General features: G+C 75.8%; 16 protein-coding genes. 7 read left to right on the top strand and 9 right to left on the bottom strand.

The window, feature by feature from the left end; genetic code table 11:
- Window positions 1-3: 3 nt before the first annotated feature.
- Genes ACZ518_RS09950 through ACZ518_RS09930 form a run of 5 tightly spaced genes read right to left on the bottom strand, consistent with a single transcriptional unit; the run spans window position 4 to window position 6,052 of the window.
- Window positions 4-837 (bottom strand): S8 family peptidase, encoded by an 834-nt coding sequence (locus tag ACZ518_RS09950; protein WP_469112525.1) that lies wholly within the window; start codon window positions 835-837, stop codon window positions 4-6.
- Complete coding sequence (locus ACZ518_RS09945; protein ID WP_469112524.1) at window positions 834-3,983, bottom strand: adenylate/guanylate cyclase domain-containing protein; 3,150 nt, start codon at window positions 3,981-3,983, stop codon at window positions 834-836. Before ACZ518_RS09945 ends, ACZ518_RS09950 begins: the two co-directional genes overlap by 4 nt.
- A 40-nt stretch (window positions 3,984-4,023) precedes the next feature.
- Complete coding sequence (locus tag ACZ518_RS09940; protein ID WP_469112523.1) at window positions 4,024-4,311, bottom strand: aroma-sacti cluster domain-containing protein; 288 nt, start codon at window positions 4,309-4,311, stop codon at window positions 4,024-4,026.
- A complete protein-coding gene (locus ACZ518_RS09935) occupies window positions 4,308-4,970 on the bottom strand; it encodes an iron-containing redox enzyme family protein (protein ID WP_469112522.1) in 663 nt (220 codons plus the stop codon). The genes ACZ518_RS09940 and ACZ518_RS09935 overlap by 4 nt, the downstream gene beginning before the upstream one ends.
- Complete coding sequence (locus ACZ518_RS09930) at window positions 4,967-6,052, bottom strand: radical SAM protein (RefSeq protein WP_469112521.1); 1,086 nt, start codon at window positions 6,050-6,052, stop codon at window positions 4,967-4,969. The genes ACZ518_RS09935 and ACZ518_RS09930 overlap by 4 nt, the downstream gene beginning before the upstream one ends.
- 524 nt (window positions 6,053-6,576) lie before the next feature.
- Here ACZ518_RS09930 and ACZ518_RS09925 point away from each other — a divergent pair.
- The 6 genes from ACZ518_RS09925 to ACZ518_RS09900 are packed head-to-tail and all read left to right on the top strand — an operon-like array spanning window position 6,577 to window position 14,574.
- A complete protein-coding gene (locus tag ACZ518_RS09925) occupies window positions 6,577-7,800 on the top strand; it encodes a glycosyltransferase (RefSeq protein WP_469112520.1) in 1,224 nt (407 codons plus the stop codon).
- A complete protein-coding gene (locus ACZ518_RS09920) occupies window positions 7,772-8,734 on the top strand; it encodes a DUF6895 family protein (RefSeq protein ID WP_469112519.1) in 963 nt (320 codons plus the stop codon). The genes ACZ518_RS09925 and ACZ518_RS09920 overlap by 29 nt, the downstream gene beginning before the upstream one ends.
- The gene (locus ACZ518_RS09915) at window positions 8,731-9,999 is read left to right on the top strand and encodes a radical SAM protein (protein WP_469112518.1); all 1,269 of its coding nucleotides are present in this window, start codon (window positions 8,731-8,733) and stop codon (window positions 9,997-9,999) included. The genes ACZ518_RS09920 and ACZ518_RS09915 overlap by 4 nt, the downstream gene beginning before the upstream one ends.
- A gap of 2 nt (window positions 10,000-10,001) precedes the next feature.
- A complete protein-coding gene (locus tag ACZ518_RS09910) occupies window positions 10,002-10,931 on the top strand; it encodes a DUF6895 family protein (protein WP_469112517.1) in 930 nt (309 codons plus the stop codon).
- Complete coding sequence (locus ACZ518_RS09905) at window positions 10,928-12,424, top strand: MFS transporter (RefSeq protein ID WP_469112516.1); 1,497 nt, start codon at window positions 10,928-10,930, stop codon at window positions 12,422-12,424. Before ACZ518_RS09910 ends, ACZ518_RS09905 begins: the two co-directional genes overlap by 4 nt.
- A gap of 11 nt (window positions 12,425-12,435) precedes the next feature.
- Entirely contained in the window at window positions 12,436-14,574 is a 2,139-nt protein-coding gene (locus ACZ518_RS09900) for a prolyl oligopeptidase family serine peptidase (RefSeq protein WP_469112515.1), read from the top strand.
- On the opposite strand, the gene ACZ518_RS09895 is transcribed toward ACZ518_RS09900, so the two are convergent.
- Both ACZ518_RS09895 and ACZ518_RS09890 read right to left on the bottom strand, forming a co-directional pair.
- Window positions 14,571-15,188, bottom strand: a complete 618-nt coding sequence (locus tag ACZ518_RS09895; RefSeq protein WP_469112514.1) for an NAD(P)H oxidoreductase — start codon at window positions 15,186-15,188, stop codon at window positions 14,571-14,573. The two genes, ACZ518_RS09900 and ACZ518_RS09895, sit on opposite strands and share 4 nt — an antisense overlap.
- Window positions 15,188-16,201, bottom strand: coding sequence for an NADP-dependent oxidoreductase (locus ACZ518_RS09890; protein WP_469112513.1), 1,014 nt, complete (start codon window positions 16,199-16,201; stop codon window positions 15,188-15,190). Before ACZ518_RS09890 ends, ACZ518_RS09895 begins: the two co-directional genes overlap by 1 nt.
- A gap of 150 nt (window positions 16,202-16,351) precedes the next feature.
- On the opposite strand from ACZ518_RS09890, the gene ACZ518_RS09885 reads away from it, so the two are divergent.
- On the top strand, window positions 16,352-19,615 hold the full coding sequence (locus tag ACZ518_RS09885) for a BTAD domain-containing putative transcriptional regulator (RefSeq protein WP_469112512.1): 3,264 nt from the start codon (window positions 16,352-16,354) through the stop codon (window positions 19,613-19,615).
- Window positions 19,616-19,630: 15 nt separating this feature from the next.
- Here the strand turns inward: ACZ518_RS09885 and ACZ518_RS09880 are convergent, their stop codons facing one another.
- A complete protein-coding gene (locus tag ACZ518_RS09880; RefSeq protein WP_469112511.1) occupies window positions 19,631-21,442 on the bottom strand; it encodes an AfsR/SARP family transcriptional regulator in 1,812 nt (603 codons plus the stop codon).
- Window positions 21,443-21,611: 169 nt separating this feature from the next.
- The gene (locus tag ACZ518_RS09875) at window positions 21,612-24,578 is read right to left on the bottom strand and encodes a helix-turn-helix transcriptional regulator (RefSeq protein WP_469112510.1); all 2,967 of its coding nucleotides are present in this window, start codon (window positions 24,576-24,578) and stop codon (window positions 21,612-21,614) included.
- Window positions 24,579-24,624: the final 46 nt, after the last annotated feature.

Below are 24,624 nucleotides of genomic sequence, written 5' to 3'. Positions count from 1 at the left end.
GCGTTACCGGCGTCCGTGGACACGGACGTTGGCTGCGGACAGGTACAGGGCGTTCTTCAGCTGGAACGGTGTCAGCCGGGGGCTGCTCGACAGGATCCGCGCGCAGAGCCCCGCGATGAACGGGGTGGCGAAGCTGTTGCCGGAGCTGCGGATCGACGTGCCCCCGAGCCACGCCACCTGGACCTTCTGGCCGGGGGCGAAGAACTCCACCGGGGGCTCGGGGTTGTAGAGGTGGAGGTCCGGGTCGTCCTCCTGGTGGCTGCCGACCGAGATCACCGAGGAGAAGCGCCAGGGAAAGCTCTCCACGCGCGTGTTGTGCGCGGCGGCGACGATCACGGTCTGCTGGAAGTACGCCTCGTCGGCCAGCCGGCGCAGTTCCTCCACGAAGCGGCCGTGGGTGGTGGACAGGCTCAGGTTCACCACGTCGAACCGCTGGCGCACGGCCCACCGGATCCCTTCGAGCAGGACGTCCCCGCTGCCGGAGAACCGGTCGCCGAGCACCCGGACGCTGGACAGCTCGCAGTCCGGCGCGGTGCGCCGGATGATCCCGGCGCAGGCGGTGCCGTGACCGCAGGCGTCCCCCTCCTCCGTCTCCTCGACGTGGACCCCGCCGTCGTCCTTGAAGACCCGCCACGACCGGGCGACCGGGCCGACCATGGGGTGGTCCCGTTCGACACCCGAATCGACCACGCAGACGCGTACGCCGCGGCCGGTACCGCCGAGGAGGCCCTCCGCGGGCGGGTCCGGCGGGCCGTCGGCCTCCACGGGTACGTCCGCGGCGGCGCGCCCTCGCAGGCCCCAGGTGAGTGCGGGCCCCGGTTGCCGTGCGCCGGTCATCGTGGTGCTTCCTTTCCGGCTCCGGTGTCCCGTCCGGCGGCGGGGCCGTGCCAGGGAGAGAGGCTGTCGCAGCGGGAGAGCACGGCCTCGGCCTGGCGTACGGCGGGGAGGTGGCCCTTCACGGCGAAGCAGCGGAGGGCGCGCGTCGCCGCGGCGGCCGCGTCGGCCGGGCGCCCCAGCGCGAGGTCCGTACGGGCGAGGTCGAGGGCGGCGGTGCCCTGGACGATGGGCGAGTCGGTGCGGGCGGCGGTGGCGAGCGCCCTGGCGGCGAACCGGGTGGCGGCCACGGCCTGCCCCCGCGCGGCGGCGATCCGGGCCCGCAGGCCGTCGAGGTCCGCCGACTCGGCCCGCGGCCGGGCCGGCTGCGCCCGCTCCCCGTCCAGTTCGGCGAGGGTGCCGCGGGCCGTACGCCAGTCGCCGAGGTCCAGTCGGATGCGGGCGGCGTCCAGCAGGGCGCTGCGCAGCAGCGCCCTGGCGCCCAGGGCCCGCGCGGCGGCGGCGGCCCGCTCCAGGCCCAGGAGCGCCTCCTCCCGGCGGCCGGCCAGGTCGGCCACGGTCGCGGTGAAGATCGGCAGGAAGGCGTCGGCCTCGGCGTAGCCGAGTCTCTTCGCGAGGCGCTCGGCCTCCGCGAGGCAGGCGAGGGCTCCGTCACCGTCGTCGTGGAGGGCCAGCACCACCGCCAGCGGGCAGTTGAGCGTCAGCCGGACGGCCCGGCGGCCGGCCCCCTGGTCGGCGAGGAGCTCCCGGCAGCGGGCCACCGCCTCCGCGACCGGTTGGGGGCCGCGCCAGAGCGTCACCCCCGTCGCGCCGAGGGCCGCGGCCCGCTCCGGCTCGGCGTCGGCGCGTTCCGCGTGGTCCAGCGCGTCTGCGAGCAGCCGCTCCGCCGTCCGGTGGCGGCCCTGTTCCTGGGCGCGCTGGGCGAGCCGCAGGCAGGCCCTGGCCCGGCCGAGGTCGTCGCCGGCCGCCGCGAAGACCGGCAGGGTGGCGGCGGCGGCCTCCGCCGGTGACTCGTCCGGTCCCGCGGACCGGCCGACGGAGGCCAGGGCGAGGCGGGCGTGCGCGGTCTCCACCGCTTCCCCGCCGCCGGCCGGGGCCTCGGCCAGCACCTCTTCGAGCAGCGCCCTGCCTTCCGGGACGCGTCCGAGGTCCAGCAGGGTCTGGCCGAGCCGCCGGCGTGCCGCCGTACTTCCCGGCTCGCCCGGCGCGTACCGGGCCGTGGCCCTGGACAGTACGTCGGCGGCCCACACGGGGTCGGCGTGGGCCAGTGCCAGCCGCCCGGCCTCGGCGAGGGCGCCGGCGGCACGCCGGCGCAGCCCGTCGGTGTGCGCGTCCTGGGCGCCGAGCTCGACCCGGTAGCGGTACGCCTGTTCCAGATGGCCGCCGACCGCCGCGCTGCCCCGTCTGCGGACCGAGTCCAGCCGGGCCGCCCGTTCGTGCCGGTCGGCCCGGTCCTGCTTGGACTGGCTGGCGTAGACGACCTCCTGGACCAGTCCTCCGGCGAAGCGGAACGCCTCGCCGTCCGGCCTGATCAGACGGTGCCGGACCAGCCGGTGCAGCACTGGCCGGAGTCCGGCCCGGGTCCGGGCCCGGGCGGGATCTCCGGCGAGCGCCGTGAGTTCGCCGGCGGTGAAGTCGCCGCCCAGGACGGACGCCAGGCCCAGGGTCCGGCGCTCGGGCGGGTCGAGCGCGTCGATCCGGGCGCCGATCAGGGCCTGGAGCGGGAGCGGGACGCTGTCGGCGTCGACGGGGTCGCCCGCGACCAGCAGCTGCTCCAGGTGCAGCGGGTTCCCGCCCACCCGTGCCAGGACCCGGGGGCCGAGCGGCTCGCCGTGCGCCGTAGCCGTACCCCCGGTCAGCTCGGCCGCGAGGAGCTGCGCCTCGGCGTCGGAGAGCCCGCCGAGCGGAACGGCGTCCAGGGCCAGGCCGGGTCGCGCGTCGAACAGTTGGGGGCGGGTGAGCAGAACGACGAGGACGGCAGCGTCGGTGAGTGCCCGCAGGAGCCGGTCGAGGGCGTCGAAGAGGGACTGGGCGGCCCAGTGGCAGTCGTCGATCACCAGTACCACGGGTTCCGCCCCGGAGAGCCCGGCGAGGACCTTGGCGAGCGCGGCGCAGGTGTCCGCGGGCGACGGGTTGGGCGTCCCGTCCAGGAGCAGGCCCTGGTGGAGCAGGTCCAGTTCGGGCGACGGCACGGCCGCGTCGCCGGTCCTCAGCAGGTCGGCCACGGCGTCGGCGAGGGGGCCGAGGCTCGGCTGCTCGCCACGGGCCCGGCAGCGCCCCACGCCGTGCCGCGGGCCGCCGGCCGTGGCCGTGGCCCGGTGCAGCCACTCCCGTACCAGTCGGGTCTTGCCCTGGCCCGCCTCCCCGCCGACCACCAGGCGACCGGCCCGGCGGGTCCGGACCACCCGGTCCAACGCCTCGTCCATCAGGGAGAGTTCGCGGCTCCGGCCGATGAACGCGAGGTCGAAGCGGCGCAGCGCCTCCGGGCCCTCCTCCTCGTCCAGGCCGAGCAGGCGGTGGGCGGCGACCCGGTCGCTCTTGCCCTTGAGCAGCAGCGGCCCGGTCTCCGTCGTCCGGACGCCCGGCCCGGCCGCCGCCAGGGTGTCCGGTCCGATGAGGATCTCCCCGGCGGCGGCGTTCTGCTCCAGGCGCGCGGCGACGTTGACCACCTCGCCGGAGACCATCGCCTGCCGCGGGGTCGCCGAACCCGTCACGGCCTGACCGGTGTTGAGACCGGTGCGCATCTCCAGCCGTACGCCGACGCCCTGCTCCAGCCGGACGTTGAGCCCGGCGAGCGCCTCCCGCATGGCCAGGGCGGCGGCGACCGCCCGGCGGGCGTCGTCCTCCCGCACGGCAGGGACGCCGAAGACGGCCATCACGGCGTCCCCGATGAACTTCTCCACGGTGCCGCCCTGCTCCTCGATCCGCAGCCTCATCAGGTCGAACCAGCGCAGCGTCACCGAGCGCAGGGTCTCCGCGTCCAGTGCCCCGGAGAGCTCCGTGGAACCCACCAGGTCGCAGAAGAGGACGGTCACCACCTTGCGGCCGGTCGGCTGGACCGTGACCGGCCCGGGGGCGCACGGGCTGCCGCAGGAGGGGCAGAACCGGGCGCCGGGCGGCAGTGCGCTCCGGCACGAGGTGCACGGCATGGATTCCTCCGGTGGACGCGGGACCGCGGGGCGGCCGGGGTCAGAACAGGGCGCCGCCGGCCACGTCGGCGTGGGCCTGCACCTCGGGAGCCGCCGCGTCGAGCCGCCCCCTGATGTCGACGAGCAGGGCCAGTTCCTCCGGGGCCAGGGCGCGCAGGACCTCGTACTGCTCTTCGCTGAGGGCGTCGAGGTCGAACCCCGCGGCGGCCAGCGCCTCCAGGGTGGGCTCGGGCGGCCGGTCGCCGGACGGGGCGGCGCCGGACGGGGCGGCGCCGGACGGGGCGTCGTCGTACGGAGCGTCGTCGTACGGAGCGGTGTCCTCGGTCACGGGTGTCCTCCGGGGTCGGCGGCGAGGGAGAGGAAGAGCCGGGTGAGCAGGTTCGCCGTGTGCAGCGCGCTGACGGAGACGGCGGTCTGCCGGTCCGGAGGCGGCGCGAGTCCGTCGAGCACCCGGTGGAGGTCGTCGAGGTGGCCGCCGTCGAGCTCGGCGTGTTCCCTGAGGGTGCGGAAGGCGCCGTCGGGGAGCCCGGTGGCCCGGGCGAGGCGGTCGGCGAGCCGGGGCCCGGGGGCGTTGCCCTCCAGGACCGCGATGTATCCGAGCAGCGTGACGGGGTGCTCGTGCTCGATCCGGTAGTACTGCGCCCCGGCGAGTTCGACGACGACGGGGTGCGGCACGGCGGCCGGCCCGGCCCCGGCGGCGGCGAGGTCCTCGAGCAGCCAGGTGTCGTGGCCGCGCTCTTCCTCGGCGTGGCGGGTGTAGTACGCCGCGAGGCTCCGGGCGGCGGGGTCGCCGAGTCCGGCGCACCGCTCGGCGGCCCGCTCCAGCAACGGCACCGAGGCCCGTACGAGCGGATGCATGGCCGCCAGGTAGCGCGGGTACCGCTCGCGCAGCCCGTCCGGCCGCCACAGGAGCGCGGCCGCGGCCCTCAGGGCGGGGGTGGTGGGCATGAGCTTGGTCCTGAGCGCGAGGGACGCGGTGGCGGTCATCGGCGGCTCTCCTCCTGCGCGGGAAGCGACTCGACCAGGTGCGCGTAGCGGGCGCAGCCCATGCGGCGCACCAGGGCGGCGGGTCCGGCGGTGAGCTGCTGCTCCGCGCCGAGCCGGTCGAGGAGTTCACCGACCCGGCCGCCGGCGTCGCGGGCCGCGCCCGCGAGGACCTCGGGGCGGTCGGCGAGTGCGTGGCAGCCGCGGCAGTAGCCGGCCGGGGCGGGCGAGTTCCCGTAGCGGGCGTGCAGCCGCAGGGGGCCGACGGTGCGCAGCATCCGCAGCACCGGGGAGCCGAGGGAGCGCTCGCGGACGGCCGGCCAGTCGTCGTCGGCGATGTGTCCGAGCCGCAGGTGCGGGGGGACGGGGCGGCTGTCCACCGTCCACTGGTTGCAGCAGGCGGCCACGGTGCCGTCGAAGGCGACCACCGGCCAGGCCGCGAGGGTGCACGGCGTCGCCCGGGAGCCGTCCGGTCCGGCCGGGGTCGCCGGGACGAGGCCCGTGGCGCGGCCGAGCGGCCGGACCTCGTTGACGAGCATGGGCACCCGGCCGGCGAAGACGCGGCGGACGTCCGCGACGGCGTCCGCGAGATACGGGTCGTCGGGTCCGGTACCGGTGAGGTGGACGCTGGCGGGGATCCCGGCGTCGAGCACGGTCCGGAGGGCGCGCAGCACCTGCGCGCGCGGGACCTCGCGCTCGTGGTGGACGTCCAGGCTCGCCGAGAAGTGGTCGAGGGCCGTGATCGCCCGCATGATCCGGTCGGGGACGCGTCCGTCACGGGCGAAGAACATTCCGCTGACCAGCGCCGTGCGGGAGCCCGCGGCGCGGGCGAGACCGGCCAGGCGGGCGGCCAGTTCCGGCAGCAGCAGCGGTTCGCCGCCGGTCAGCATGACCACGTCCGGGCGGTCCTGCGGGCCGAACGAGCCGATGAAGCGGAGCAGGTGCGCGGGGTCGGGCTGCTCGGAGGCCGTCATGGAGGAGTTGGTGGAGCAGTGCGCGCAGCTCATGGGGCAGCGGCGGGTGAGGGCCACCAGCAGGCCGCCACAGGGGACCGGCCGCAGGCCGATGAGCTCCGCCAGCTCCACGTCTCCTCCTCCGTGCGCGTACCGCGCGCTCGTGCCGCGCGGATGAAGGACCGATCGTGCCCGCACGCGGCAGGCTTCCGGTTCACGAACGCCTGGTGATCGGTTGGTCCGCAGGTCGGCGCGGCCGGAGGCCGGGGCGCGGCGGGTCCTGCGGCGGTGGTTCGGGGCCGTACGGCGTCCGTGTGCTCGGCGCATACCGGCGCCGAACCGGTGGCCAGGCGTTCCCGTACCGGGCGTCCGTACGTTTCTTCCCAGCCGGCGGAACGACGCCGACAACCAAAGGAGACGGACATGCCCGAGAACACGAACCCGGAGACCGAGAACGAGGACATCGAGGTCGTCGCCCACAGCGAGGACGAGGAGGCCGAGGCCGGCTGCATCGTCAACCACTCCCACGAGATGTGACGTTTCCTCACCTCGTCTGAGCACCGCGCGGGCCACCCGGCTCCCGGCAGACCCTGCCGGAGCCGGGGGCCCGCGGCCACTCTGGCACCGGAACCGCCACACCGCGGGAGCGGCACATCATGAAGATCCTTCTCTGTCCGCTCAGTGACGGCGGCTACCTCTATCCGACGATCGCGGCCGGCCGGGAACTGCGGCGCCGGGGCCACGACGTCAGCGTGCTGGGCCGGTCCACCGCGGCGGCCGCCGCGGCCGACGCCGGACTGCCGTTCACCGCGGCGGAGGAGTACGGCGGCCACCGGGCCTTCTCCGCCACGTGGTGGGGTCCGTCCGGTGCGGCGCAGTACCGGGCGACCGTACGCGCGGCCCGGGAGACGGGGGCCGACCTGCTGGTCACCTCCGTGCTCTGCAACGGCGCCCTGCTCGCCGCCGAGACACTGGACGTCCCGGTGGTGGTGGTCGGTCTCTCGGTGCACCTGTGGGACTACGCGGCCGGCGGCGACGACGAACCGCACCTGGGCCGGACCCGGCAGAGCCGGACCCGGGACTGCCTGCGGATCCTCGCCGGCCTCCGGGAGGAGACCGGTCTGGCGGGGCGGGCGTCCCGGTGGGGGGACGAACCGCTGCTGGGCGACGCGTTGCTGCTGCGCGGGGATCCGGAGCTGGAGCATCCGGGTGCGCTGCTGCCCGGGCGGGTCCGGCACGTGGGGCCGCTGTCCTGGGAACCGACGCCCGACCCGGCGGAGGCGGAGGCGATCGGGGACCACCTGTCGCGGTCGGGCAAGCCCGTCGTGTACGTCCATCTCGGCCGCTTCTTCGAGGGCAGGAGCCTGTGGCCGCGGCTCAACGAGGCCTTCACCGGCGGCCGGTTCCAAGCCGTGGTCGAGCAGGGCCGCTCGACCGACCCGCGGCCCGCCCCGGAGGCGGACATCCTGCTGGTCCGCAAGCGATGGATGGGTCCGCTCGTCGACCGCGCCGGCCTCGTGCTGAGCAGCGGCACCTCCGCGCCCGTGCTGGCCGCGCTCCTTCGCGGCCGGCCCCTCGCGCTCTCGCCCAACGGCTCCGAGCAGCCCCTGCTCACCGGCGCCTGCCTGCGGGCCGGCGTGGCGGCGCACTTCCCCAAGAGCCCGGCCGTTCCGGCTTCGGCGCTGCTGGAGTCCGCGTGGCGGGACGACGGCCTGCGGGCCCGCGCCCACGTGCTCGGCAGCAGGCTGGCCGCGATGGACGGCGCGGCACGCGCGGCCGACGTCGTCGAGCGGGTGGCCGGGGCGTCCGCCGCTCCGCCGGCCGGGTCGTCCGTTTCCTCAAAGGAGAAGCATGAGTACGCGATCAGCGGGCCTGGATGAGGCCCTGACCGGTCTGTCGGCGGGCGCGCGGCGCTGGACGGGGCTGCACGCGGCCTACCTCGGCTCCCCCGCCGCGCAGGCCGAACTGCCGGTGACCCCGCGCGTGAAGGCCCTCCTGCAGCTCGCGATGCTCCGCCGCTACTGGGAGAAGTGCGCGCCCGCGGACCCTTCCCTGGCCGAGGTGACCGGGGTGGTCGAACAGGTCTGGCGGAACCCAGGCTTCCCCCGGCTCCTCACCCTCGAGGGCAGGCACGCCCGGCAGTTCGAGCTCATGTACGCGGCGCTGGCACCGGCCGGGGCGGCCGCCGGCGCGCCCCGTGCCGTACTGGACCGGCTGGCGGCCGGCAGCTACCTGACGCCGGGCCGGAAGCCGCCGTTCCTGCACCTGGAGGCCAGGTTCTACGCCGATCTCGCGGGCGCCCCGCACCGGTTCGCCCCGTACGAGGAGCTGTACGAGGCGAGTCCGCTCCCCCGCGCCGCCACCCTGCCCGTGGCCGACCTGGACGGCTGCCAGGTCGCGCACACCCTCTGCTACCTCAGCGACTTCGGCCTGCGCGACCTCCCGCTCCCCCAGGACGAACGGGGGCGGGCGCTGCGCGTGGTGGAACGGCTGACGGACCACTGCGTGGGGCTCGGCGACTGGGACGTCGTGGCGAAGCTGCTGCTCGCCCAGTACTGCCTGGGCGCGGATCCGCTGCGCACCCCCTCCGGCGCGGCCGGCCTGCGGATGCTCCGCGCGGCCCAGGCCCCGGACGGAGCGATCCCCGGACGCTCCGCCGCCGAGCGGGTCGCGGCGGACGCCACGCCCGTGGAGTACTTCCGGAAGTCCTACAAAGTGACCCTCGTCGTGGCGCTGATGACGCTCGTCGTCACCCGCGGCCGGACCGGCGAACCCGCCCTGACAGCGGCAACGGCCGTACGGGAGAACCTGTGAGCATCGACCGAGCGGTGAACGTCGGCCTGCCCGTGACCATCAGCCCGGCACCCGGCCCGGGACCGGCGGTGGCGTCCGCCGGGACCCCCGAGCCCCTCCCCTCCGGCGCCCGCCTCCTGAAGGGCGAGCGGAACTGGTGGTTCCTGGGCCCGGGCGGGGTGGCCCGGCTCCGCGACGGGCACGTCACCGCCGACGGGGCCCTGCGCCCCGGCGCGGAACAGCGGCTGCACGAGAGCGGCATGTTCACCCCCGGCAGGATCAACGCCTACGCGCTGACCGTCCTCACCAGCACCCACTGCAACCTGGGCTGCGGGTACTGCTTCCAGAACACCGCCCAGGACCAGGCGGGCGGCAGCCGGCCGCCCCGGATCGCCCAGACCCGCCTCACCTCGGAGACCATCACCGGGATCCTCGGCTTCACCGAGCGGCAGATGGCCGCCGTCGGCCTGGACAGGCTCAGGATCCTGCTCTTCGGCGGGGAGCCCCTGCTCAACCCGCGCGGCTGTCTGGAACTGCTGGAGCGGGCCGCGGGGATCGCACCCACCTCGGCCTGGATGATCTCCAACGCCACGCTGCTCACCCCGTCCCTCGCCCGCCGGCTCGCCGGCCTGGGGCTGACGTCCGTCCAGGTCACCTTCGACGGCGACCGCGCCGACCACGACCGGATCCGGGTCGGCCGGGCGGACGGCGGCGCCACCTTCGACAAGATCGTCGGCAACATCGCCAAGGCCTCCGAGGCCACCGCGCTCCAGTGGACGCTGCGGGTGAACGTCTCCCAGGAGACCTTCCACGGCGTGGACGCCCTGATCGACCGGCTCGCCGGCGCGCTCGACCCCGCCCGGTGCACGCTGTACTTCGCCCGGATCGGCGACGTGGGGGTCGGCTACGCCAACAGCCTGCTGCACACGGGCGAACTCCCGGCCGCCTTCAGCCGGTGGCAGCGCCGGGCGCTCGACCTCGGTTTCACCGTGAGCCGCCCCGGCGCCCGCAAGTCCTGTGTCACCTGCGGTCACACCGACGGCCGCTACGGCGCGGTGGTGAGCGCGGACGGCACCCTGGCCAGCTGCTGGGAGACCGCGGGCAAGCCCGACTGGGAGGTCGGCACGGTCGCCGACGGCTACCTGCCGGACGCGCGGACCCGCGACCGCTGGATCGCCTGCCAGGACCTCTACCGCTACGACGAGGACGCGCGGACGCTCGCGCGGTTCCGCGACTCCGTCGACACGGCCCTGCTCGACTACCTGCAAGAGACGGGGCGCCTGTAGTCATGTCCTCACCCCTGGAGCGGCTCTCCGCCCGCGCGCTGGGCTGGCTGGGCGGGAACCTGGACCACTTCGACCCGTTCTCGGCGAGCGCCCCGTCGACGGCCCTCGGCAAGGCGAAGGCGGCGCTGGAACTGGCGCTGCTCTGCCACTGCGCGGGCCGCCTGGCCGACCCCCCGGCGGTGCTGGGCGGGGCGGAGGCCCTGGTCCGCAAGCTCTGGCAGGACCCGGGCCTGCCGCCGCTGTTCGCCGACGTCCCGGAGTACGCGTCCGCGTACGGGCTGGCCTACGCCGCTCTGGCCCCCGACGGGATCGACGGCCGCCAGGTCCGGGCGGCGCTCGCACGGCTCGACCCCGAGTTCCTCTCACCGCGGGGGAAGTCCCCCTACCAGCGCATCGAGATCCGCCACTACGCGGACAAGGCCGGTGTCCGCCACACCGTCGAGCCGTACGCCGAGCTCCTGCCGCACAGCCCGCTCGTCGCGCTCCGCGCCGCCGGGCCCGGGGACGCGGCCTCGCGGGACGGGGCACCGCTCACCGTCCCGCAGGCGTACGCCGTGACGCACACCGCCTTCTACCTCGGCGACTTCGGCCGGACCTCCCCCGGGCTGGACGGGGACGCGCTCGCGCACGCCCGGGACCTGGTCGACCGCTTGCTGCGCCACTGCGCCGAGCACGACCGGTGGGACCTGGCCGCGGAGCTCGTCCTCACCCAGTTCATCCTGGGGATCGAGCCGCTGGACGCGCCCTCGGGAGCCGCGGCCGTGGAGTGCCTGGTACGGGCCCAGCGGCCCGACGGGGCGGTCCCGGGGCGGTCGGCCGCGCTCGCGGCGCAGCCGTCGGCCCCGGAGGGGGAGTTCTTCCGGAAGGCGTACCACACGACCCTGGTCACCGCCCTCATGGCGCTCGTCGTCTCGTCGCCGAGGCCGTCGTGACGGCGCGGCTGACCCTGATCAACCGCGACTACACGCGGCTCTGGTTCGGCCAGGCCGTCTCGTCCGTCGGGGACGCCGTCTTCAGCACGACGCTGGTGCTGTGGGTGGCCACCGTGCTGGCCGAGGACGAGTCGTGGGCGCCGCTGGCGGTCAGCGGCATCGTGATGGCGTCGAGCGTCGCCGTGCTGGTCATCGGTCCGCTCGCGGGCGTGTTCGTCGACCGCTGGGACAAGCGCGCCACGATGCTGCGCACCGAGGTGCTCCGCGGCGGGCTGGTGGCCGTGCTCACGGCCGTCACCTTCCTGCCGGGCGACGCCCTCCCGGCCGGTGTCCGGCTCGCCCTGGTCTACGCGACCGTGCTCCTGCTGCACGCGGCCGGCCAGTTCTTCTCCCCGGCGCGCTTCGCGGTCCTCGCGGACCTGGTGACCGGGGACGCCGACCGCGCCCGGGCGGCCGGCATCGGGCAGGCGACCGGTGAGACGGCGTGGATCATCGGGCCGCCCATCGCCGCGCCGCTGCTGTTCACCGCCGGGCTGCAGTGGGCCCTGCTCTTCAACGGCCTGACCTACGCGGTCTCCTACGTCGCGATCCGTTCGATCCGCGTACCCGGCCCCGGCACGCGCCCCGCCGGACCGGGCGGCCCGCAGCGGCCCGCCGGGCGTCAAGGGGCGGGGCTGCGGCGGGAGTTCACGGACGGGCTGCGCTTCTTCGCGGGCAGCAGGTTCCTGGTGGCGCTGCTCCTGCTCTCCGTCATAGGTCAGTTCGGGATCGGGGCGCTGGGCACCCTCAACGTCTTCTTCGCCACCGACAACCTCCACGCGGACGCCCGCCTCTACGGATACCTCGGCATGGCCATGGGCGCGGGCGGCATCGCGGGAGCGCTGGCCGGGGGCCGGGTGGTGCAGTGGCTCGGGGCGCGCCGGACCACCTGGACCGCCCTGCTGGTGAGCGGTGTGCTGCTGGTCGCCTACTCCCGGCAGAGCGGCTTCCCGGGCGGTGTCGCCCTGCTCTTCGTGTTCAGCGTTCCGCTCACCGTGCTGAACACCGCGATGTCGCCGCTGCTGCTCGCGGCGGCGCCCCCGGACTACCGGGGCCGGGTGATGGCCGTGTTCTACCCGGTGACGAGGCTGGCGTCGATGCTCTCCGCGGCCCTGTCCGGCTGGCTCGCCGGATCCGTGCTGCGGGACGCCGGGGGCTCGTTCGGCGGGCTCCGGTTCGGACCCGTCGACACGGTCATCGCCGCGTCGGGGCTGATCGTCCTCCTGGCCGGCGTCTTCGCGATGGCCGCCCTGCCCGGCACGGAAGGCTCCGGCAAGACCGCCGCAAAGGCCGCCGGAGAGACCGCCGGAGAGGCCGCCGCAAAGGCCGCCGGAGAGGCGGCCGGGAAGACCGCCGACGGGGGCGGCGGGGGATCCGGCGACGGCACGGCCGGGCCGCCCGGCGGCCCCCCGCCCGCCTCGCACCACGTTTCCCGGCCGAACACCCCCAGATGAGGGAGCAGCGAGTGAACCCGGAGCCCCGCCGTTATCCGCACGCCGAACGGCAGGACCTCGTCGAGGAGCTGCACGGTCTGCGCGTCCCCGACCCGTACCGCCCGCTGGAGGACGCCGGGTCCCCCGGGACGCTCCGCTGGGGAGCGGAGCAGGACGCGCTCTACGAGGCGGAACGGTCCTCCTGGGCGGACCTGGAGCGCTGGAAGGCGGAGGTGGCGGCGATCGACTCCGTGGACCGCGCCCGGTCGCCCAAGGTCCGCGGCGGCAGGGTCTTCTGGCTGCGGCAGGACGCCGGTCAGGAGCATCCCGTGCTCATGGTGGCGGAGGGCGGGGCGGACCCGGCGGGGCGGGTGCTGCTGGACCCCGCTTCCCTCGACCCGTCCGGACGCACCGTCCTGGACACCTGGGAACCCTCGGTGGAGGGCGGACTGCTGGCCTTCCAGGTGTCCCGGAACGGGACGGAGGACTCGCTGCTCCGAGTCCTCGACGTGGCCACCGGGAAGGTGGTCGACGGGCCCGTGGACCGGGTGCGGAGGTCGTCGACCGGCTGGCTGCCCGGGGGTGAGGCGTTCTACTACGTCAGGAACCTCGACCCCCGGCTGCACCCCGGCGAGGGGCGCTACCACCGCCGGGTGTGCCTGCACCGGGTCGGCACGGACCCCGATACGGACGCCGTGGTCTTCGGTGAGGGCCGGGACAAGACCCAGTTCTACAGCGTCTCCGTGACCGCGGACGGCCGCTGGCTCGGCGTCACGGCCACGCTCGGCACCGGACGCGGCACCGATCTCTACCTGGCCGACCTGTGGGCGGGGCCACCGGAGCGCCCGGACCTGCGGCCCGTCCAGGAGGGCATGGACGCCGCCACCCGCCTGTACGCGGTGCCCGGCACCGGTCCGCGGGACCTGGTGTGGCTGCGCACCGACCGCGACGCCGCCCGCGGACGCGTCGTGGCGTTCCGGCCGGCCGAAGCGGATCTGGGGCCCGGCGCCTGGCGCGAGGTGATCCCCGAGCGGCCCGACGCGGTGCTGACCCACCTCACCGTGCTGTCCGGACCGGAGCTGGAGCACCCGCTCGGCCTGGCCGCCTGGACGCGGAACACGGTGGCCGAGGTGACCGTGCACGACCTGGCCGAGGGCTGGCGGATCGCCACGGTCCCGCTGCCCGGCACCGGCGCGGTCGGCGACTTCTCGGCCGGGCCGCCCGGCGGTCACGAGGCCTACTTCGCCTACACCGACTTCGTCACACCGCCGCGCGTGCTCCGCTTCGACGCCCGGACGCGTCGGGTGACGCGCTGGGAGCGCGACGCCCCGGACGGCCCGGGCGTCGGCGGCGCGGTCACCCGCCAGGTCTCCTTCCCCTCGCGGGACGGCACGACGGTGCGCATGTTCGTGATCTCCCCGACCGGCCGTCCGGACGTGCCGCGCCCCGCGCTGCTCACCGGCTACGGCGGCTTCGGCAAGACGATGTCGCCCCGGTACCGTGCCCAGGTCCTGGCCTGGGTCAGGGCCGGCGGGGTGTTCGCCTGGGCGGGCCTGCGCGGCGGCGGCGAAGAGGGCGAGGCCTGGCACCTGGCGGGCAGCGGGAGGAACAAGCAGAACACCTTCGACGATTTCGCCGCGGCGGGCGACTGCCTGATCGCGCAGGGCTGGACCGAGCCGGGCCGCCTCACGGCCATGGGCGGCTCCAACGGCGGGCTGCTGGTGGGCGCCGCCCTCACCCGGCAGCCGGAGAAGTACGCGGCCGTGGTGTGCACGGCCCCCCTGCTGGACATGGTCCGCTACGAACTGTCCGGCCTCGGGCCCAGCTGGACGCCCGAGTACGGCAGCGCGCGGGACCCCGCCCTGCTGCCGACGCTGTTCGGCTACTCCCCGTACCACCGGGTCTCGCCCGGGACCGCCTACCCGGCGGTGCTGCTGGTCGCCGCGGACGGTGACACGCGCACCGATCCGCTGCACGCCCGCAAGATGTGCGCGGCGCTCCAGCACGCCACTTCGGGCACCGGACCGGTGCTGCTGCGGCTGGAGCGCGGCGTCGGCCACGGCGACCGGTCCGCGTCCCGCGCGGTGGCCCTGCAGGCCGAGTGCCTCGCCTTCCTGGCGGAACAGGTGGGCCTCCCGGCCCCGGAACGTCCCGGTCCGGACACCGCCTAGGCGGGGGCGAGGCCGTCGAGCGCCGGGCCGGCGGCCGCGGCCAAGGCCTGCTCCCCCGCCCGGAGGGAGTCGTACACGAAGTGGACCGACGCGTCCTCGATGCCGCAGAAGCCGGAGATCCCCTCCCGGAGGGTGCGGGCGACGACCCGGTCCCACCCCAGTTCGGTGAACTGTTCCTCCGTGTAACTGACCAGGCTGATCCACACCATCCGCTTGCCGGCCAGCCGGGGCTTGCTCCGGCCGTACGCGAACCCGTGGTTCCAGACCCGGTCGATCCAGCCCTTGAGGATGGCCGGGAGGCCGAACCACCAGAGCGGGAAGACCACGACCAGTGCGTCGGCCTCCTCGATCCGCCGCATGTGCGCCCGGATCCCGGGCGAGTACGGCTTCTCGCGGTCGGCCCAGTCCGGCTCGTCCGCCGGGGTCATGCGGGGGTCGAAGCCCTCCTGGTGCAGGTCGAGGACGTCGACCTCGAAGCCCTCGCGCCCGAGCCTGTCCCGGGTCCGGGCGGCGAGCTGAGCGGTCAGCGAATCGGTGCGGGGGTGGGCCACCACCAGCAGGGCGCGGGCACGGGTCTGTGCCTGTGCGTCGGTGTGCGGGTCCGGGTGCGGCATCAGCGGTCACCCAGCCGGACCAGCATCTTGCCGGTGTTGGCGCCGCGCAGCACACCGAGGAAGGCCTCGGGTGCCCGCTCGATGCCCTCGACGACGGTCTGCTCGGTGTGCAGGCTGCCGTCCGCGAGCCAGCCGGCGGCCTTGCCGGTCCACTCCGGGAAGAGGTCGAAGTGGCTGCTGACGAGCATGCCCCGGAGGGTCGCCTCCTGGGCGGCGGCCCGGAAGAGGTTGTCCGGACCGGGGACCGGCGCGGTGGCGTTGTAGCCGCTGATCGCCCCGACCATGGCGATCCGCCCGCCGGGCCGGATCGCGCCGATCGCCGCGCGCAGGTGGTCGCCGCCGACCGCGTCGAGGTAGACGTCGATGCCATCGGGTGCGACCCGGCCGAGCTGCTCGTCGAGGCCGCCGGCCCGGTAGTCGACGGCGGCGTCGTAGCCGAACGCGTCGAGGAGCTTCTCGGTCTTCTCCGGGCCGCCGGCCGACCCGATCACCCGGGAGGCTCCCAGCTTCCGGGCCAGCTGTCCGGCCACGCTGCCGACCGCCCCGGCCGCCGCGGAGACGAAGACGACGTCGCCCTCCCGGACCGGCGCGGTGCGGGTGAGTGCGGCGTAGGCGGTCAGGCCGGTGGTGCCGAGGGCGCCCAGGTAGGCGGCGGGCGGGGCGAGTTCCGTGTCGACGACGGTGGCCGTGGCCGCGTCCAGGAGGGCGTGTTCGCGCCAGCCGAGGAAGTGCGAGACGGTCGACCCCACGGGCACCGCCCCGGCGCGGGAGGCGATCACCTCACCGACCGCGCTGCCTTCCAGGGCGGCGCCGAGTGCGAAGGGCGGGATGTAGGAGGGGGCGTCGTCCATCCGGCCGCGCATGTAGGGGTCGACGGACATCCAGGTGTTCCGGACGAGGATCTGGCCCTCGGCGGGCTCGGGGAGTTCGGTGCTCACCAGGGAGAAGTGCTGCGGGCCGGGTTCACCGACGGGACGGGCGTCGAGCCGGATCTCACGAGAGGTGAGGGACATGGTTTCGGCCTCCGGGTTGCGGTCTTGGGTCTGTCGTCGTGGCCGGTCGTGGCCACGGACATCACGATGCGGGGGGCCGCGCACGAACCGCTGACGGTCCGCGCACGGCCGTCCCGGCGCGGTCGTGCGGCCACCGGTTAACGTGATCACATGCTTTTCGAGGTGCTGGGACCGGTCACCGTCCGAACGGACGACGGAGTTCCCGTCCCCGTGCCCGAGGCCAAGGTCCGGGCCCTGCTCGCCGATCTGCTGGTGCACCGCGGCCGGCCGGTGCCGGCGGACCGGCTGATCGACGACCTGTGGGGCGACTCCGTACCCGGCAATCCCGCCAACACCCTGCAGACCAAGGTCTCCCAGCTGCGCCGGGCCCTCGCCAAGGCCGACCCGGCGGCCCGCGCCCTGGTGGAGTTCGGGCCGGCCGGCTATGCGCTGCGGGTGGCCGAGGAAGCGGTGGACGCGGGCCGGTTCGAGGCGCTCACGGCCCGGGCGCGGCAGCAGTCCGATCCGGCGGCACGGGTTTCGCTGCTGTCGCAGGCCCTGGGGCTGTGGCGGGCGGAGGAGGCGTACGCCGATCAACGCGATGCCGGCTTCGCCCGGGCGGCCATCGCCGGGCTGGCCGAGCAGCGGCTCACGGTGTGGGAGGAGTACGCGGAGCTGCGCCTGGAGATCGGCGAACACGCCTTGCTGGCCGACGAACTGGCGGTCCTCGTGGGGCGCCATCCCCTGCGGCAGCGGCTGGCGGCGGCTCTCATGCGGGCGCTGTACCGGTCCGGCCGGCAGAGCGAGGCGCTCACCGTGTACCGGGAACTGCGGGACCGGTTCGCGAACGAGCTGGGCATCGACCCCGGTCCGGAACTCGCCGGCCTCCACGAGGCGATCCTGCGCCAGGACCCGGTCCTGGCCCCTTCCGCGGTGTCCTCCGCACCCGCGGCCGTGCCGTCCTCCGCCCCCGGGCCGCGGATCCGCACGAATCTGCCCGCGCCCGTCAGTTCCCTGGTCGGGCGCCAGGACGCGACCACCCGGGTGTGCGGGCTGGTCCGGGCGGGCCGGCTGGTCACCCTCACCGGCCCCGGCGGGGTCGGCAAGACCCGGCTCGCGCTGGCGGCGGCGTCCCGGCTGGCCGAGCACGGCCCGCAGGCCTTCCCCGACGGCGTCTGGTTCGTCGAACTCGCCGGCATCGGAACCTACGCCGAGGCGGTGGAGGCCGTGGCGGCCGCCCTCGGCATCCGCGACGACGGCACCGCCGGCGACGGGCCGGAAGGACACGGCGGGCACTCCGGTCGCCCGGCCGAGGAACGGCTGGCCGGGGCACTGTCGGTACGGCGGCTGCTGCTCCTCCTCGACAACTGCGAGCAGCTCATCGAACCGCTCGCGACGCTGATCGGACGCCTGCTGAGGCGGGCCCCCGGGCTGCACGTCCTCGCCACCAGCCAGGAACCCCTGGCCCTGTCGGGCGAGGTCCTGGAGGCGGTGGCCCCGCTCGCCGAGTCCGAGGCCATGGAGCTCTTCGCCGCCAGGGCCGCCGCCGGCGCCCCCGGTTTCGCCCTGGAGCCGGAGAACACCGAGGCCGTCGCCCTGATCTGCCGCCGTCTCGACGGCATACCGCTCGCCCTCGAACTGGCCGCCACCCGGATCCGGTCGCTCGGGGCGCGCGCCTTGGCCGACCGGCTGCACGACCGCTTCCGACTGCTCAACCAGGTACGCCGGGACGCCCCGGCCCGGCATCGCACTCTGCGCGCCGTGATCGACTGGAGCTGGGAGCTGCTGACCCCGCCCGAGCGCACCCTGCTCGGGAGGCTCTCCGTGTTCGCGGGCGGGTTCACGCTGGAGTCGGCGGAGTCCGTGTGCGCGGGGGCCGGCACGTCCGCCGGCATGTCCGCCGACATTTCCGCCGACGAGGTGCTCGACCTGCTCAGCCGGCTCGTGGACCGCTCTCTGGTCGTACCGGCCGTATCTGTCGGGCCCGTCACCGCGGCGGACACGGCGGGCGGCGCGGCGGGCGGCGCCACCCGCTACCGGATGCTGGAGTCCGTCCTCGCCTACAGCCGGGAACGGCTCGACGAGACGGACACGGCCGCGGACATCCGGCACCGGCACGCCCTGCACTTCACCGAACTCGCCGAGCAGGCCGCTCCCTTGCTGCGCGGACCCGCGCAACGGCAATGGCTGCAGCGCCTCGACGCCGAGTCCCTGAACCTGCGGGCCGCCCTGGGCTGCGGGCCGTACGGGCTGCGCCTGGTCAACTCCCTCACCTGGTACTGGCATCTGCGCGGCCGGATCGGCGAGGCGGTCCGGTCGCTGGACCTCGCCCTCGCCCGGCACGACCCGCACGGGGCGGACGGCCCGGACCAGAGTCCGGACCACGCCTCCGCCCGGGCCCGGCGCGCCGCGTGCGCACTGCTCACCGGGCAGGACGTACCGCCCGCGCAGGACTTCTCCGCCGCGGACCCGCACGCCCGCTGGCTGCTCCTCTTCGCCCGCTGCGGTTTCGGCGGCCCGCCCGAGCAGGAGGCGGATGCCGCCGAGCTGACGGCGCTGGGCGCCGAGTTCAGGGCGCTCGGCGACCGCTGGGGGGAGGCCGCCACACTCGGTGCCCGCGCCACGCGCGCCCTCTACCAGGGGGATCTGCCGGCCCTGCGCCGGTACGCCGAGAGCAGTGCGGCCCTGTTCGCCGGGCTCGGGGACCGCTGGGGCGATCTGCAGGCCGCCGAACAGCTCGGCGTCCTCGCCGAGATCGCCGGGGACTACGGGACGGCGGCCCGGCTGCACCGGGACGGGGTGCGGGACGCGGAGGAGCTGCGGCTCTGGACGAGCGCCTCCTTCGGACTGGCCCGGCTGGGCCGGATCGCGCTGCTGACCGGTGACGACGCGCAGGCCACCGAGTTCCACGAGCGGGCCCGGAAGCTGGCGGTCGAGCAGGCGCACGGGCCCGCGCAGCAGTTCGCGGAGACCGGCCTGGCCCTCGGGGCCCGGCGGCGCGGCGAACTGGACTCGGCGGAGGCGCTGTTGCTGCCCTGGCTGGAGTGGAACCGGCGCCTCGGCGTGGATTCCGGCGCCGCGCTGATCCTGGCGCAGCTCGGGTACGCCGCCGAGCAGCGCGGCGACGCGGAGCGGGCACTGGCCCTGCACCAGGAGGGCCTGGCCGCCGCCCGCCGGACCGGCGACCCGCGGGCCCTGGCACTCGCGCTGGAGGGCCTGGCGGGCGCCCACGCACTGGCCGGCCGGTCCGGACAGGCCGCATCCCTGCTGGGCACGGCCGCCGCCCTGCGCGATTCGGTCGGCTCCCCGCTGCCCCCGGGGGAGCGTACCGACACCGACCGCACGGCAGCCCTCGCCCGGAGGGCCCTGGGCGCGCCGGGGTTCGCGGCCGCTTTCGCGTCGGGCCGCGAGCTGTCCCCCGAGGGGATCCAGTGAGGTACGTACACGGCACTAGGTCAGCACGGGGGTGCCGAGGCCGGAGCCGCGCGCGTACATCCGTATCAGGTGGGGCAGTTCGTACTGCGCCGCGTGCGCGGTGACCTCGCCGCAGGGGGACGTCACCATTCCGGCGTCGATGAGCGCCTCCACCACCCGTACGGCGTGCCGCTCGTCGCAGCCGAGGGCCTCGGCCGCCTCGGTCAGGCCGAAGGGGCCCTCCCCGGTGCCCGCGGCGAGCCGTCCCGCGTCCCGGCCCCACTCCTGCGGGAGCGCCTCCCAGCCGTGGGCCAGCCACCGCCGGACGGACACGTCCCCGGAGGTCAGCTCGTCCAGCGCCCCCGCGGGGTCGGTGAGCCGGTCCGCGAACTCCCGCAGCGGCACGTGGCGGAGCACCGCGAGCCGCATCCCGCTCACCCGGACCGCCAGCGGCGACCCGCCGCAGGCGCGCACGATGCGCAGTGCGGACTCCCGGTCGGCCCGCACCCGGCCCTGGCCGACGAGCCCCGCGAGCAGCTGCACCGAATCGGCGGTGCCGAGCGGCGGGACGCAGACCCGGTGCACGGGTGCCAGGCCGCCCAGCTGGCCGCGCGCGGTGAGCAGCACCCTGCCCCGGCCGCCGCACGGGAGCAGCGGCCGGACGGTGCGTTCGTCGGGCACGTCGTCCAGGATCACGAGCACGCGGTGCTCCGCCAGCCATTCCCGCCATGCCCCGGGCCCGGACAGCCCGGTCTGGCCGGTCCGTTCACCGAGCTCCGCGAGCACGGCGGACAGCGGGCGGGTACGGCCGTCCGCGTCACGCAGGCGGACGCAGAGCCGCCCGTCGGCGAACCGGTCGCCGAGCAGGTGGGCGGCCCGCACCGCCAGCGTGGTCTTCCCGGCCCCGGCGGGGCCCGAGAGCAGCGCGACGCGGTCGGCGCCGTCGTCCTCCAAGAGGCCGACGAGGTGCCGCAGTTCCTCGCCGTGTCCGGTGAAGTCGACGAGGTCGGGCGGCAGGACGGCCGGCGGCCGGGCGGCCCGCGGACGGGGGGCCGTGGCCGCCCCGGTCCGGTCGCCACCGGCGAGGATCGCCCGGTAGCGGGCGGCCATGGCGCCACCCGGCTCCAGGCCCAGTTCCCGGGCGAGGAGCTGCCGGTACTCGTCGTACGCCGCGAGCGCCTCGGCCTGCCGGCCGGCCCCGCTCAGCGCGCACATCCAGGCGGAGCGGAGCCGTTCCCGGAGCGGGTGGCGGTCCACCAGTTCACGCAGTCCCTCGGCCACCGCCGGCGCGCCGCCCAGTTCCAGTTCCGCCTCCGCCCAGCCCTCGTAGGCCGTCAGACGGCGCAGCTCCAGCCGCTCGGCCTCCTCGGCGAGCCGGGGCGACTGCCGCAGGTCGTCGCCGAGCGGCGGCCCCTGCCACAGGTCGAGGGCCTGGCGCAGCAGTCGGGCCGCCGGGCGGGCCCCCTGCCCCTCGGCGGCCCGCACCAGGGAGCGGAACCGCAGGAGGTCGAGCTCGTCCTCCGCGACGCGCAGCACGTATCCGCCGCCCGTGTGGGTGAGCCGCGGCCGGTCCGGGTCGTCATCCCCGAGCAGCGTGCGCAAGGCACTCACGTACACCTGGAGGTTCTTGCGGGCGGTGCGCGGGGGCTCCTCCTGCCAGACCGCGTCGGTCAGCGCGTCCACGGACACCGGGCTGTTGGCCGAGCCGAGCAGGGCCGCCAGCACGACCCGCTGCTTCAGCGGGCCGAGCGGCAGCGCCCGGCCGTCCCGGTGGACCGTGAGCGGGCCGAGGACGGAGAACCTCAGCAGGCCGGACGGCGCTGCGGGCTGCGCGAACGGACGCGGCATCGAGCGAACCTCCGTGGGTGACGGGAGTTGGTCGGTCCACTCGATGATCGGCGGCCCGTGACCGTCACACATCGGTGCCGGGCCCGCAGAGTCGTGCCGCCCGTGACCGCGTCATGGGGGACCGGGCCCCCATATTGACGGGAGCGGCCCCCATCCCGGCGGCGGGCCCCTAGGGGCTGTCCGCGGACTCCGCCGACAGGGCGCACAGCGCCGAGCGGTCCGCGGAGCCGGTCTTGAGCATCAGGCTCGCCATGTGCTTCTCCACCGTCCGGGGCGAGATGCACAGGCTCTGGGCGATCTGCTGGTTGCCGGGCCGCTCCGCGAGCAGTACGAACACCTCGTACTCGCGCGGCGTGACGCCGGCGGTGCGCAGACCCGCCGGGATCCGCTCCCGGCCGCCGCGGCGCTGCGGGACGCTGACCCCCGCCCGCCGCATGAGGGCCCGGCAGGCCCCGGCCACCGGCGGTACGCCCGCTTCGTGGAAGTACTCCTCGGCGGTCCGCAGCCAGGCGACCGGCTCGCCCCAGGAGCCGGCGAGCGCCGCCTCGGCGGTGAGCCGCAGGGCGAGGTGCCAGGCCTGCGGGAACACCGTCGCCGCGCGGCCGGCCCGCTCCACGGCGCGCCGCGCACCGTCCGGGTCGCCGTCCCGGCCGCGCAGCACCGCGTCCGCCATGCCGAGGAACATCCGGTTCCAGGCCAGCTGTCCGCCCGGGGAGGCCAGCGCCTCCCGGTACGCCTCCCGGCCGGCTTCCTCGCCGTCGAGGATCCGCAGCAGGGGGCCCAGTCCGTACCGGCCGCTGAGGTAGAAGAAGCTCGGGTGCTCCCGCTCCCACGCCAGCGCCGCCCCGATCTCGGCCTTCGCCCGTTCCCGGTCCTCCCCCATCAGCGCGCCCACGGCCTGGCACAGTCCGCGCTGCAGGGGCACGAGCATGGACTCCTCGCCGCCCGCCCGGCGGAACCGGAGCAGGGCGCGTTCCTGCTCGCGGGCCCTCCCCTGGTGGGCCGCGAGGGTCGCGTCGACGAGGAGCAGGTAGCGGTGCGTCGACAGGTTCTGGAGACGGGCGCTGGCCTCCACCGACCGCTCGACGATCTCCCGGGCCCGGTCCCAGCGCCCGCCCAGCACGCTCTGCATGGCGAGGAACCCGTCGACTGCCTGGAGCAGGGCCAGCGATCCGAGTTCGTGGGCCGCCGCGCGGGCGGTCTCCAGGCGGGTCGCCTCACCGGTCCGCATGAACGCGTTGGTGCCGAGCCGCACCAGTGCCTCGGCCCGGTACACGGCGAGCCGGTGCTCCTCGGCGACCGTCAGCATCCGTTCCAGGCAGGCGTCGGCCTCGTCGAACCCGCGCTCCCGGGACAGCATGGCCAGCAGCTGCCACGCCTGGCAGGCCACCACGGGCCGGCCGCGCTGCTCCGCGGTGAGCGCGGCGCGCCTGGCGGAACGTTCCGCCTCTTCCAGTCGCTCGCGGCCGTCCTCCCCGCCCCGGCCCACCGGGCCGCGCCCCTCGCCCCGGCCGCCCTGCTCCGGCAGCAGCGCGAGATGGCCCTCGACCACCGCGAGCGCCGCCTCCTGCTCCGGGCGCGGGGCGGCGCCGAGCAGGGCGCGGGCCGCCCGGATCCGGCGGCGCGCCTCCTCCTTCTGCTCCGCCATGGTCGCGACCCAGGCGACCTGCGTGTGCGCCTGGGCCCGTAACTCCGCGGCATGCGACCCGGCGGGCACCGGCGGAAGATCGTCGAGCAGTGCGGCCGCCTCGTCGAGCCGCCCGGACTCGGCCTGGGCGATCGCCAGCTGCACCGTGACCTCGTGCCGCTCCTCGTCGGCCGCGAGCCCCAGGGCGCGCTCCAGCAGCACGGCGGCCGAACCCGACGCGCCGGCGTCCAGCATCTGCCGTCCGACCTCGGCGAACTGCCGGGACGCCGCCACCGTGTCGCCCGCCGCCAACCGTAGGGCGGCCACCAGCTGGCGCTGGTCACCTGCGAGTTCACCGGCGGATTCCTCGATGGCCGAGGCCGCCCGGCGGGCCAGCGCGGCCTGCTCGGCGGGCGGCAGCGAGGCCCTGAGGGCGTCCGCCGTCAGGGCGTGCCGGAAGGCGTAGTGGTCGTGGGCGGCCCCGTCCGGGGCGATGATCCCCACCTCGGAGGCGGACCGGAGGTGGGCGAACAGGGCCCGGTCGTCGAGTCCGGTCACCGCCCTGAGGGCCCCGACGGAGAACCGGCCGCCGAGCGTCGCCGCGACGAGGAGCAGTTCGCGCACCGGTTCGTCGAGCCGGTCCAGCCGGCGCGCCCAGCTGCGGACCGCGCCCGCCGGTACCGTCGCCCCGCCGTGCTCCGCGAACCGCCACCCGCCGTCGGCCCGGCTCAGCCGTCCCGTGTCCAGCAGGTCGGCCAGCAGCACCTCCACCAGGTACGGGTTCCCGCCGGCCCACTGCGCGAGGTGCCGGTGCGCGGCCGGGGGCACCTCGGCCGGTGCGACGTCCAGACACGCGGCCGCCATGTCGCGCACGGCGGCCCCGTCCAGCGGCCCCAGCTCCCGCAGCGACACGGTGTTGCGCAGCTCGGCGGCGAGCGCGAGGTCCAGCGCCGGGCCGGGGTCGGGCCGGAGCGTGCCGACCAGGAGCACCGGCAGCTCCGCCACGTTGTCGACGACGTACTCGACGACCGCGATCGTCTCGGTGTCGGCGTCGTGCAGGTCCTCCAGCAGGATCACGCAGCCCCGCTCCCGGCCGAGCACCGCCAGCAGTCTGAGCAGCGCCTCGGCCAGTTCGACCAGCGAGATCGCGTATCCGGGCGCCACCGTGCCGGCCCGCCACTCGGGTACCAGGCCGGCCAACGCGGGCCGGTAGGGCTGGAGTTCCGGGTCGTCCGGGGCGCCCGCCGCCCGGAACCGCGAGGACAGCGCCTCGACCAGCGGCCGGAAGGGCACGACGAGCCCGGTGGAGGTGGCACGGCCGCGCAGCACCGGCATGTCCCGGTCGTACGCGCGCAGGGCTGACTCGCCGGCCAGCCGCGACTTGCCGATCCCCGCCTCGCCCAGGAGGAACACCGCCCGTCCGGCACCCCTCCCGACGCTCTCCAGGGCCTCGTCCAGCACCCGGATCTCGGCGTCCCGCCCCACGATGACCGACGACGTCGCTCGCATGGGCGCAGGCTACTTGACCTTGTTCGGGCACGGCAAAGGGCCGGGG

It is taken from the genome of Streptomyces sp. NPDC033966 (genome assembly GCF_055575955.1).
Note: the sequence above shows the minus strand (reverse complement) of the source record. Positions and strands in the feature narration are given on the sequence as shown.